General features: G+C 69.7%; 10 protein-coding genes. 2 read left to right on the top strand and 8 right to left on the bottom strand.

The window, feature by feature from the left end:
• Positions 1-4 precede the first annotated feature (4 nt).
• A complete protein-coding gene (locus MKK75_RS34340; RefSeq protein ID WP_244046946.1) occupies positions 5-2,116 on the bottom strand; it encodes an ABC transporter ATP-binding protein/permease in 2,112 nt (703 codons plus the stop codon).
• 148 nt (positions 2,117-2,264) lie between these two features.
• On the bottom strand, positions 2,265-2,582 hold the full coding sequence (locus tag MKK75_RS34335) for a hypothetical protein (RefSeq protein WP_244046945.1): 318 nt from the start codon (positions 2,580-2,582) through the stop codon (positions 2,265-2,267).
• A 300-nt stretch (positions 2,583-2,882) separates the two neighbouring features.
• On the opposite strand from MKK75_RS34335, the gene MKK75_RS34330 reads away from it, so the two are divergent.
• Together MKK75_RS34330 and MKK75_RS34325 are read left to right on the top strand one after the other, a co-directional pair.
• Positions 2,883-3,515 carry a 2OG-Fe(II) oxygenase gene (locus MKK75_RS34330; protein WP_244046944.1) on the top strand — a complete coding sequence of 211 codons (633 nt, stop codon included), beginning with the start codon at positions 2,883-2,885 and terminating at the stop codon, positions 3,513-3,515.
• A gap of 18 nt (positions 3,516-3,533) precedes the next feature.
• Positions 3,534-4,157, top strand: coding sequence for a peptidase inhibitor family I36 protein (locus MKK75_RS34325; protein WP_244046943.1), 624 nt, complete (start codon positions 3,534-3,536; stop codon positions 4,155-4,157).
• Between the two features lie 377 nt (positions 4,158-4,534).
• Here MKK75_RS34325 and lpxB read toward each other — a convergent pair whose 3' ends face one another.
• The 6 genes from lpxB to bamA all read right to left on the bottom strand — a co-directional run bounded on the left by lpxB (position 4,535) and on the right by bamA (position 11,714).
• A complete protein-coding gene (gene lpxB, locus MKK75_RS34320; RefSeq protein WP_244046942.1) occupies positions 4,535-5,710 on the bottom strand; it encodes a lipid-A-disaccharide synthase in 1,176 nt (391 codons plus the stop codon).
• Complete coding sequence (locus MKK75_RS34315) at positions 5,707-6,573, bottom strand: LpxI family protein (RefSeq protein WP_244046941.1); 867 nt, start codon at positions 6,571-6,573, stop codon at positions 5,707-5,709. Before MKK75_RS34315 ends, lpxB begins: the two co-directional genes overlap by 4 nt.
• 12 nt (positions 6,574-6,585) lie before the next feature.
• Positions 6,586-7,404, bottom strand: a complete 819-nt coding sequence (gene lpxA, locus MKK75_RS34310; protein ID WP_244046940.1) for an acyl-ACP--UDP-N-acetylglucosamine O-acyltransferase — start codon at positions 7,402-7,404, stop codon at positions 6,586-6,588.
• Positions 7,401-7,877, bottom strand: a complete 477-nt coding sequence (gene fabZ / locus MKK75_RS34305) for a 3-hydroxyacyl-ACP dehydratase FabZ (RefSeq protein ID WP_244046939.1) — start codon at positions 7,875-7,877, stop codon at positions 7,401-7,403. The genes lpxA and fabZ overlap by 4 nt, the downstream gene beginning before the upstream one ends.
• A 157-nt stretch (positions 7,878-8,034) precedes the next feature.
• Complete coding sequence (gene lpxD / locus MKK75_RS34300; protein ID WP_244046938.1) at positions 8,035-9,093, bottom strand: UDP-3-O-(3-hydroxymyristoyl)glucosamine N-acyltransferase; 1,059 nt, start codon at positions 9,091-9,093, stop codon at positions 8,035-8,037.
• 50 nt (positions 9,094-9,143) lie between these two features.
• The gene (gene bamA, locus MKK75_RS34295) at positions 9,144-11,714 is read right to left on the bottom strand and encodes an outer membrane protein assembly factor BamA (RefSeq protein WP_244046937.1); all 2,571 of its coding nucleotides are present in this window, start codon (positions 11,712-11,714) and stop codon (positions 9,144-9,146) included.
• Between the last annotated feature and the right edge of the window lie 185 nt (positions 11,715-11,899).

Here is an 11,899-nt window from a genome sequence, read left to right as displayed (position 1 = left end):
TGCCCTACTCCGCCGGCAGCGGCTGCCTCCGTTCCCGCGGGGTGAACACCCCGCCCTCCGGCTCCAGCGCGATCCGCCGATCGTGAAACGCCTCCAGCGTCGAGCGGTGGCCGATCGACACGATCGTCGTCCCGGGCAGCCGCTCGCGCAACGTCCGGTAGAGGGCCGCCTCGGAGGGCTCGTCCAGCGAGGCGGTCGCCTCGTCGAGGAACAGCCATTCGGGCTTGGCCAGCAGCACCCGTGCGATGGCGAGCCGCTGCTGCTCGCCCCCCGACAGGCGCCGCTCCCAGGTATCCACCTCGTCGAGGTGACCGGCGAGATGCGGGAGCTGGGCGGCGATCAAGGCCTCCCGGATGGCGTCATCCGAGAATTGATCGGTGGTGTTCGGATAGACGACCGCACCGCGCAGGGTGCCGAGCGGGATGTAGGGCCTCTGCGGCAGCAGCAGGGCCGACTGTCCGGCCGGCACGTCGACCCGTCCCTTGCCGAATGGCCAGATCCCGGCGATCGCCCGGAACAGTGTCGACTTGCCCGAACCGGACGGCCCTGTCACCAGGGTCGCCCCGCCCCGCGGCAGCGTCAGCGCGTCGGCGGTCACGATCGGGCGCCCGTCCGGCAGGGCAAGGACTAGGCCGCGCGCGGTGACGTCCCCGGTACTGTCGTTGCCCTTGACGAGCCCGTAGCCCGCCGACTCAAGCGCCTCGGCCTTGGTCATGGCCCGCCGGAAGGAGCCGAGACGGTTGGTGTTGGCCTTGTAGGCGGCGAGCGTCGTGTAGGAATCCACGAAGAACGACAGCGAACTCTGCACCTGCCCGAAGGCCTGCGAGGTCTGCTGGAGGGCGCCCAGCGTGATCTTCTTGGCGAAGAAGGAGGGCGCGGCGAGCACCATCGGGAAGATCACGCTCGCCTGGCGGTAGCTGAACGTGAAGGCAATCAGCTTGATGCGCCGGAAGATGATACCGACGTAGTTGTCGATCACGCTGTGGAACAGCGTCGAGAGCCGGGAAGCCTCCGCGCGCTCGCCGCGCAGCAGGGCGATCTGCTCGGAATAGATGCGGTTGCGGGCCAGCGCGAAGCGGAAATTCGCCTCCACCTGCTCCTGCCGGAAGTCGAGCCCGATCAGCGGGCGGCCGATCAGGTGGGTGAGCCACGTGCCCACCACCGCGTAGCCGATCACCAGCCAGACCAGGAAGCCCGGGATCACCGTGTCGGTAAACGGCACGACGAAGTCCCGCGACAGGGTCCAGAGGATCACCATGAACGAGACGAGCTGCGCCGCCTGGCTGAGCAGCCGGATCGACAGGGTCGTGGTCTGCACGATGAAGCTGTTGACGTCGGCCTGGATGCGCTGATCCGGGTTGTCGGCCTCCTCGTCGGTGAACGGGATCCGGTAATGGGTACCGTTGCCGAGCCAGCGCTCGTACAGGCTGTGGGTCAGCCACGTGCGCCAGCGGATCAGGAGCGAGGAATCCACGAACAGGTCGAACATGCCGATGGCGATGTTCAGCGTGGCCAGCGGCACGAACACCCAGAGGAGCTGGTACCAGAAGGCGTTCGCGTCATACTCCTGCAGGGCGTTGTAGATGTCGCGGTAGAAGAAGTTGAACCGCAGGGTCAGCGCCACGTCGGCGAAGTTCACGAAGATCGAGAGCGCCACGAGGTTGCGGCCGATCCGCCCCTCAGTGGTGCCGAACCAGCGGAACAGGCCGATCTCCTTGGTCGGCTTGTCGCGGTTGGCGAAATACGGATCCGCGATGTTGGTAATCGCCTGGATCGGCTCGAGATAGGAGATGCCGAGCACGATGGCGGCGAACACCACCGCGCCGGTGGCGGCGAAGGCCGGGGGCAGGAGCGCCGCGATCACCGGCGGCAGCAGGCCCATGGCGGCGGCGGTCTTCGAGCCGGCAAGCAGCAGGTAGCCGACGCCGTAGACCGAGACGAACACCTTCAGGTAGGCCGAGATTTTATTGGACGCGACCAGAATGCCGGCCAGCGCGAAGCCCGCGAGCGACACGTAGAGCGGCGGGCTCGGGATGCCCGGCAGGGCCAGCAGGATCAGCGCGGCCACGGCCGTGAGCACGGCCTGGATCCCGAGCCCGGTCCTGAGTGCTGCCACGCGTCTCTCCCGTCCCACCGCGCCCGGCGGGGGCGCAAGCCGGCGGCCTTGGCCCCGGTCGATGGCGAGATAAGGGCACGTGCCCCGCGCTGTCGCGTGAAACTTTGGTTACCTGCGGGACATGCGGCGATTTACGCCGCCAGCGCGCCTACCAGTTCCACTCCTCGAAGCCCGGCTCGCGGCACCGGTAGCCGATCGGGCATTGCGGGTTGTCGCGGGTCGGTGCGAAGCGCAGTTCGGCGATCTCCGAGCCGCTGCACTGGTCGGGGCCGCTGACGAACCGCTCCGGTGCCGATCCGGCCGCGATCACGACGTCCCGCTCGCCTTTGACCAGGGCCATCGCCTCCGCGCAGGTCATCCGGGCGGTCATCGAGCCGCGCGGCGCCCGGGTTTGCGCAAGGGCCTCCGCCCCGGTCGTGATCGCGACGAGGTGTATGCACAACAGGGTGAGGGCCAGCGGCCTCATCAGACACGGGTCCAGCATGCGCCCAGGACGACAATCCGCGGGCATCCGACTATCCTGCACGGGCCGGCGGCCCACGACTGTCACCGGAATGCGCCACCGGACGCCTTTCGCCGTCGGACCGCCGCAATCGGCGGATTATGAGATTTTCGGACCGCCGCGACGGGTTGCGACGGACGGCTGAGGCCTGCGCGGTCTGGCCGGCCCAGCCCGCCGATCGGACCTCCGGCACGCGCGGCCCGCGCCCGGCGTGTCGTCCGATTCGCCCTGGACCGATTCAGCCTGGAGCCAAGGGATCCAACGATGTCCGCCCTTTCGATCCTCGACATCTCGGCGGTCCGCGCCGCGCCCCTCTCGCGGGAGCCCTACGCCTACACGCTGGGCAGCAACGTCCTGAATCCCGAAGCCATTGACGCGATCCGCCGCGACTTCCCGGATATCGCCAAGCCCGGCTATCTCACAGTCGACGAAGTTGCCCTCAAGGGACGCTTCAAGGCGCTGATCGACGAACTCGAGAGCGACGAATTCTCGAGGATCCTGGGCGAAAAATTCGGGATCGACCTCGTCTCTTGCCCGCGGCTCACCACCATCATGCGCAAGAGCCAGCCGAAATACGGCTCGATCCACACCGACGGGCCGTCGAAGGTGTTGACGCTCCTCGTCTACATGAACGACGCCTGGGAGGCCCCGGCCGCCGGGCGCCTGCGGGTGCTCTACGACGGGAAGAACTACGAACCATTCGCGGTCGAGGTGCCGCCCACCATGGGCACGATGTTCGCATTCCTGCGCGCCGACAATTCCTGGCACGGCCACGAGCCGTTCGAGGGCGAGCGGCGGGTCGTCCAGGTCGCGTGGCTCAAGGACGCGTCCGAGCTGGAGCGCAAGCGCAAGCGCAACCGCACGGCCCAGTTCCTGAAGGGCATCTTCGGTCGCTGACCGAACGACGGAGGGACTATGATGGGGGCAGTGGTGCTGGCGGATCCGGGCGGCGGAACACGTTCCGAGCGCAGGCGTCGCTACGTCCTGCCGGCCCTGCTGATCGCCGGCTGGATCGGGCTGTTCGCCTACAGCGCCGCCTACCTGACGGAAGACATGCCGTTCCGGCCCCAGCGACCCGAGGCGGCCGCGCCCGCGGAGCCCGCCGCCGGGCAGCGAGCGCTGGCGAGCCGGGTCGTGGGCCTCGATTCACCTGTCGCCGCGCCCCCGGTGCAGCCTCGGGAGGTCCAGGCCGCTCAGCCATCGGCGCCGGCTCCCCTCTCCCGGACCGCTCCGGCACCCGTGAGCGCCTTGTATGTCGGCGTCTGGGGGCCGACGCCTTCGGCCTGCGGGCACCGCTCGCGGCGGCGGGGCTATATCCCCGCGACGATCACGCAGGATCAGGCGCGCGCCGGCCGCACGCTCTGCACCTTCCACGACACGCGCCGGTCCGGCGGTTCCTGGGTGACCGCGGCCGAGTGCACCGACCGCGGGCGTCACTGGTCGTCGCAGGTCCGGCTGACGGTGGATGACGATCGCCTGACCTGGTCGAGCAACCGGGGGACCGTGACGTACACCCGCTGCAGCCGGCGCGCTGGGTAGGGTCCACGGCCGGGCCTTTCCCGGTGTCTGGTCAAGCGCGGAGTCCAAGATCGGCGCTCTTGGGATTCGGCGCTCTTGGGATTCGGCACTCTTGGGATTCGGCGCTCTTGGGCTTCGGCGCTTTTGGGCTCATGACACGCACCCTCTTTCCCGGACAGGTGAAGCGTCAGCGGAACCTGTTCCGGGACCCAGCACGAAAAGCGCCGCGACAGCGGGCACGGGTTTATCCAGATCGACGCTTCGCGACGTTTCGTGCTGGATCCCGGGTCGCATTCCGCTGGCGCTTCAGGCGCCCGGGAAAGGGTCGGTGCGCAACCGGCACGACGTGAATGCGTGGGGATCACGGCCCTACATTTCGAAAGGGCTGGAACCACGGCCTATCCGGACGGTCGCTCCGCCGCCCGCAGGACGATCCGCGCGGCGGCCCGGCTCGGCGTATCCGCATCCGGCAGGCGCATCCGGTCATCGATCCGCGCCAGCGCCGCGCACTGGGCTTCGCGGGCCACGCCCCCCGCCAGCAGGGGCGCCAGGGCCTCGGCGAGACGCCCGGGCGTGCACGCCGCCTGGATGAATTCCGGCATGACGTTCTCGGCCAGGATGAGGTTCGGCAGCACGATGGTCGGCACCTGGATCAGCCGGCGGGCGATGACCTCCTCGGCCCGCGAGACCTTGTAGGCCACCACCATGGGAACGCCCGCCAGCGCCAGCTCAAGCGTGACCGTGCCTGAGGCCGCGAGCGCCGCGCGGGCACCGCGGAAGGCGGCGTATTTCGGCGCCTCGCCGGTGACGATCCGGACCGGCACCGGCCAAGCCGTCGCGAGGCGCTCGATCAGGGCCCGGTGGCGCGTCACCGCCGGCAGCACCGCCTCGACCGGATGCGCGCAAAAGACCTGCTCCAACGCCTGCCCGAAGACCGGCATGAGCCGCTCGATCTCGGAGCGGCGCGATCCCGGCAGGATGACGAGGCTGTGGGGCGCCGTCTCCCGGCGGTGAGTCTCCGCACCGGACGGGCGCAGCTCGGCCAAGCGCTCGATCAGCGGATGCCCGACATAGGTGCAGGGTGGCCCGCCGAGCCGCCGATGGGCATCGGGCTCGAAGGGCAGCAGCGCCAGGACGTGATCGATGAAGGTGCGCATGCCCTTCGCGCGCCACGGGCGCCAGGCCCAGACGCTCGGCGAGACGTAGTCGATGATCGGGATGCCGGGGGCGGCCTTGCGCACGCGCTTCGCCACCGCGTGGGTGAAGCCGGGGCTGTCGATGATCACCAGCACGTCCGGCCGGGCGCGCACCGCGGCCCCAGCGGTCTCGCGGATGCGCCGCAGCAGCGTGCGGGCGCGGGCGAGCACCGGCAGGTAGCCCATCACCGCCACGTCATCGAGGGGGAACAGGGAGGCGAACCCCGCCTCCGCCCCCGCCTCCGTCATGGCCTCGCCGCCGACGCCGCCGAAGGTCGCGTCCGGCGCCATCTCGCGCAGCGCCCGCATCAGCTTGGCGCCGAGCTGGTCGCCGGAATCCTCGCCGGCCACGAGCCAGACGGTGCGGGGTCGGGTCATCGCGGGGCGCTCGCGTAGCCGACCACGAACAGGCCGAGGCGGTCGGCCTCCGCGGCGGTGGCGGCCCGGTCGATCACCAGCGTTCCCGCGGCTTCGAGGGCGATGCCGATGCAGCCGGCCCGGCCGGCATTGCGCACCGTGCGCGGACCGATCGCCGGCAGGTCGATGCGCCGATCCTGTCCGATCTTCGGCGCCTTCACCAGCACGGTCGCGGGCAGCGCCCGCCCCCAGCCGAAGGGCCGGCGCCCGAGGGCGCGCGTCCGGGCGAGCATCCGGTCGGTCCCCTCCGGTCCCTCGACGGCGAGCACCCGGTCGCCGGCGAGTACCACGGCCTGTCCGAGGTCGAAGGGCGAGAGCGCGTCCAGCACGCGGCGCCCGGCGGCGATCGAGGCGGCGGCACTCGGATCCGGCTGACGGCGCCCGATCACCCCCTCCGGACAGAGCAGGTCCGGCGCGGCTTCGTGGACGCCGAGGATCCGGTGCCCCTCCTCCTCGACGAGCGTCAGGGCGGCGCGCAGGAGGCGGTCGTCGCCCCCGCCCGCGATGGCGCGCAGCGCCTCGCGGTTGCGCAGGGCCGCGCCGGCATTGAGGATCGCGGCCGGGCTCGGTCGGGACACGCCCCCGGCCGGCACCACGATGGCCGGACCCCACTGGCGCAGCAGCTTCAGGGTGGCGGCGAGGTCGAGGAGGTCGACCGTGGCGTCGGCGCTGGCGCGCAGGGTCTGTCCCGTGAAGCCGCGCAGCGCGATCACGCGGAACGGCCGGCGCGCCCGGCGCAGGGAGTCGGCGACGAGTTCCGGCAGGCGCCCGGCCCCTGCGATCAGCACGAGGGTACCCTCGGGCGGGGGGTCGGCCTTGGCCATGACGGGCGCCGGTCAGGCGGCGCTGATCGGGGTCGGGACTTCGCGCGGCGTGCAGATCGAGCGCTTGCCGCCGACGCGGATGAAGTCGAGGATCTCGCGCACCGCGGCATGGGACTCGAAGGTCGCGGCCACGTCCTCGACCCGCTCCATCAGCGTGCCCTCGGGGGCGAAGAGCAGACGATAGGCGCGCCGCAGGGCGTGGATGTCCTCCCGGGCGAAGCCGCGGCGCTGCAGGCCGATGATGTTGAGCCCCGACAGCGTGGCCCGGTTGCCCAGCACCATGCCGTAGGGGATGCAATCGTTCTCCAGTCCCGAGAGGCCGCCCACGAAGGCGTGCGCCCCGACCCGCGCGAACTGGATCACGGCCGCCCCGCCCCCGAGGATCGCGTAGTCGCCGACCGCGCAATGCCCGGCCAGCATGACGTTGTTGGAGAAGATCACGTGCGCCCCCACCCGGCAATCGTGGCCGACATGGGAGTTCGCCAGGAAGGTGCAGTGATCACCGACCACGGTCTCCAGCCCGCCGCCGCTGGTGCCCGGGTTCATGGTGACGCCCTCGCGGATCAGGCAATCGGCCCCGACCGTGAGCGTCGAAGCCTCGCCCCGGTACTTCAGGTCCTGCGGCTGGTGGCCGATCGACGCGAAGGGGAAGATCCGCGTGCGCGGTCCGATCGTGGTTCGGCCCGCGAGGACGACGTGGCTGACGAGTTCGCACCCGGCCCCGAGCACGATTTCGGGCCCGATATGACAGAAGGGACCGATCCGCGCCCCGTCGCCGATCTCCGCGCCGGGCTCGATCACGGCGCTCGCATGGATGTCCGGCGCACTCACTCCGTCACCAGCATGGCGCCGATCTCGGCTTCGGCCACCAGCGCACCGTCGACCCGGGCCTCACCGCGGAACCACCACATGGTCCGGCGCTGGTTGATCTTCGTCATGTGGAAGCGCACCTGATCGCCGGGCGTGACCGGCTTGCGGAACTTGCACTTGTCGATGGTCATGAAGAACACCTGCTTGGTGCGCAGCTCGTCTGTGCGGATGTGACGGCAGCAGATCGCGCCAGCCGTCTGGGCCATCCCCTCGATCAGCAACACGCCCGGGAAGACCGGCAGGCCGGGAAAATGCCCCATGAATTGCGGCTCGTTGGCCGTGACGTTCTTGATGCCGATGCAGGATTCGTCGCGGTCGATCTCGACGATCCGGTCCACCATGAGGAACGGATAGCGGTGTGGCAGCAACTCCAGCAGCGTCTGGATATCGGCTATGCCCAGCTCGCCGCCTGTCTCGCGCGCCGCCTCACTCATCGGATCCCGCACCTCGACGTGCCGCCGGCGGCGGCCTGACATCCCGACGCCGATGGCGAAGGGAGCGCCCTCTTCGGCAGAAATCGCCGGAAGCGCAAGACCTTCCGGAGGCGCGGATCGATCCGGGCACCGGGAAGCCCGCGCCAGCGCCCCGCCTTCAACCCTCGTCGTCCGCCGCAGCCTTGCCCGAGCGCTCGGCGAGGCGGGCCAGGGTGGTGAGTTCGCGGAACCAGGTGCGCACCGGCTTGGCGGGCGTCCCGCCCCAGCGGCTGCCCGGCGGGACGTCGCGGTTGACGTTGGACGAGCCGGCGATCTGCGCGCCGCGGCCGATCCGCAGATGCCCGACGACGCCGACCTGCCCGCCGAGGACCACGTAATCCTCCAGGGTGGTCGAACCCGAGATGCCGACGCCCGACACGATCACGCAGTGGCGCCCGATCACGACGTTGTGGGCGATCTGCACGAGGTTATCGATCTTGGTCCCCTCCCCGATCACCGTGTCGCGCGAGGCGCCCCGGTCGATCGTGGTGTTGGCGCCGATCTCCACGTCGTCCTGGACGATCACGCGGCCGATCTGCGGGACCTTGAGATGGGTGGCGCCCATGGCGAAGCCGAACCCGTCCTGCCCGAGCCGCGCGCCGGGGTGCAGGATGACGCGGTTTCCCAGGAGCGCGTGGCTGAGCGTCGTGCCAGCCCCGATGGCGCAGTCGCGCCCGATGCGTACGCCCGGACCGACCACCGCGTTCGGCCCGATCACCGTGCCGCTTCCGATCTCCGCGCCGGGGCCGATCACCGCGCCCGGATCGACGACGACGCCCGCCTCGAGCCGCGCGTCCGAATGAACATGGGCCCCGGGGGCGATACCGCGGGCGCCGAACTGCGAGCCGGGGCGCAGGGCGTCCGGATGCAGGCGTCCGAGCAGGGTCGCGTAGGCGCGGTACGGATCCCGGATGACCAGGGCGATGGTGCCGGACGGGCAGCGCGCCGCGAAGCGCGGCGAGACCAGGCAGGCCCCTGCCCGCGTCGCCGCGAAGGCATCGCCGTAGCGGGCGTTGTCCATGTAGGCGAGGTGCTGCGGTCCGGCACCTTCCAGGGACGCCGCGCCGGCGAGCTTGGCCTGCGGGTCGGCCCCCTCGGGAAGGCTCACGCCGGCGACCGCCGCGATCTCCGCGAGGGTAAGGTCCGCCGCGGCGGCGAAGAAGATGGGATCTGACATGCCCGATAACGCGGCGGCCGGGACGATGGCCGCCGCGCCAGAGATCGTGATCAGAAGCGCGAGCCGCCGGAGAAGCGGAACGCCTGGGTCTGGTCCTTGCCGATATGGCCGTACTTGCCGAGGATCGGCACGTAGACCGCGACACCTTCATCCTTCGTCAGGGCGTAGGCGTAGTCGAAGCGGATCGGGCCGAGCGGCGAGTTCCACAGGATGGAGGCGCCGACCGAGGAGCGGATCGCGGCGCTGTCCCGGACGTTCACGCATTCCGGCTCGACGCCGATCGTGAAGGCGTTGAAGTTGCACTTTCCGGTCTGCGGCGACGTGCCGTTGATGAACCCGTCGCCGTTCACGTCGAAGGTCCGCCGGCTGTTGTAGCCGAACAGCGTGCCGGCATCGGCGAAGAGCGCGCCCTTCAGGCCGAGATCGCGCGGGACGCCGGGCAGCGGGAACTGCACCTCGAGGGTGCCGCCGACATAGGTCGAGCCGCCGATCGCGTTCGAGCGGGCGTCGGCGATGCCGACGTCGCGCGGACCGATGCCGTTCGGCGCGAAGCCGCGGACCAGCGACGGACCGAGGAAGAACTCGTCGGTCACCCGCAGCGGCTTGCCGTCGATGGACTCGATGTGGCCGCCCTGGAACCGGACGAAGCCGATCACGTCCTCGAAGATCTCCTTGTAGTAGCGCGCATCGGCGGTGACGCGGAAGAACTTCGAGTCGCCGCCCAGACCCGCCACGTCGGGCTTCAATTCGGCGTAGAGGCCGTTGTGCGGCGCGCCGATCACATCGAGCGTCGAGTAGGCGAGCGTCAGGCCGGCCAGCGAGGTCAGCGTGTTGCCCTGCGAGCCCTTGATGGCGATCGAGGCCTCGCCGTCATAGGCGCAGTTCGGGTAGAGCGCCTGCCCGCCGATGTTCCGGCCCGTGTTCGGGTCGATCGTGCCGGGCGCATAGGTGGCGGTGTAGCCCGGGATCGGGATCGAGCAGTCGTTGTACGGCCGCTTGAGAGTGTTCGGCACCTTCAGCTCGGTGTTGTACAGCGAGTAGCGCAGCGTGATGCCGAACTCCTCGGTGATCGGCAGGCCGAGGCGGAGCTGGCCGCCGTAGACCGTGGTCTCGTAGCGCGAGTACCGGGTCAGGTCCGAGTACTTGTAGAAGGCGTCGAAGCCGGCGGCGAGCCGGTAGCCGAGGAAGTACGGCTCGGTGAACGAGAAGTCGACTCCGCGCGAGTACTGGCCGCCAGTGCCGGCGAGGCGGACATACTGGCCGCGCCCGAGGAAGTTCGACTCGGAGACCGAGACCTCGCCGATGATGCCGTCCTGGGTGGAGTAGCCGCCCGCCACCGAGAACGAACCCGTGGGCTGATCCTCGACGTCGATGTTGATGACCACGCGGTCGGGCGCCGAGCCCGGCTCATTGGAGAAGCGGACCTTCTTGAAGAAGCCCAGGCCGTTCAGGCGCCGCTCGGCGCGGTCGGTCAGCACGCGGTTGTAGGCGTCGCCCTCGGCGATATCGAGTTCGCGGCGGATGACGTAGTCGCGGGTGCGGGTGTTGCCGCGGATGTTGATGCGCTCGACGTAGACGTGTGGGCCGTCCTCGACCACGAAGCCCAGGGAGACCTGATGGCTCGCCGGATCGCGCTGGCCGGTCGGACGCACCTGCGCGAACGGGTAGCCTGCGCGGTTCACCTCGCGGGTGACGTTGTTCAGCGTCTTCTCGACGTCGTCGGCATTGTAGACGTCACCCACGGCGGTGGCGACGCCGTCGGTCAGCTGGGTCGTGTTGAGGCCCGGCAGGCGGGAATCCACCTGCACCGCGCCGACCTTGTACTGCTCGCCCTCGTTCACCGTGACGGTGATGACGTAGCCCGAGGTCTCGCCCTCGACGTAGCGGGCGTCGGCGCTCACCACCTGGAAGTCGGCGTAGCCGTTCTTCAGGTAGTAGCGGCGCACCTGATCGAGGTCGTTGGTGATGCGGTCGGGATCGTAGACGTCGGAGGTCTTGATGAACGACAGGAAGTTCATCTCCGAGGAGCTCATCAGCCCCTTCAACGTCCGGTCCGAATAGGCGTTGTTGCCGACGAAGTTGATCGAGATGATGCCGGTCTTGTCGCCCTCGTCGATCTGGTAGATCACGTCGACCCGGCCGTTCGGCAGGTCGACGGTGCGGTAGGTCACCTTGGCGGTGCCGCGGCCGAACCGCTTGTAGACGTCGCGGATGCGGGCGAGATCGGCGTTGACGATCGCCTCGCTGTAGGGCCCGCGGGCCTTCGCCTCGACCACCCCTTCCAGGGTCGCCTTCTCGATCTTCTTGTTGCCCTCGAACACCACCCGGTTGATCAGGTTGTTCTCGCGGACGGTGACCACCGTGCGCCCGCCCGCCTGGGTGACCTTCACGTCCGAGAACATGCCGCTCGCCAGCAGGTTGCGGCGGGCCTCCTCGGCGGATCCGGACGCCGTCCCGGTCACGTAGGACCGGACCGTGTCGGCATCGACGCGCTGGTTGCCCTGGACGACGATCTGCTGCGCCTGAGCGGCCCCGCTCAGGACGAGGCTCAGACCGGCAGTGACTAGGACGATGGTTCTCCGCACCGACTTACGTCGGGGCTTCCCCGTCAACGACATCATGCAATCGCCCGTTTCTGTTCTGGTCGCGGGGGTTAGCCCGTCACAGGCGACCGTTGATCGGCCGTCCCGTCACCTGGTCCAAGCGTGGCTTCGGTCCAAGCGTAGCTCTTAGCGGGATTCCCCTGCCAAGCAAACGCGCGGGCGGCCATCGTCAGGGGATTTTGGGGGGTCGTGGCCTTCGCGCC

Origin of the sequence: Methylobacterium sp. J-030 (genome assembly GCF_022829545.1) — a bacterium.
Classification (GTDB): Bacteria; Pseudomonadota; Alphaproteobacteria; order Rhizobiales; family Beijerinckiaceae; genus Methylobacterium.
Note: the sequence above shows the minus strand (reverse complement) of the source record. Positions and strands in the feature narration are given on the sequence as shown.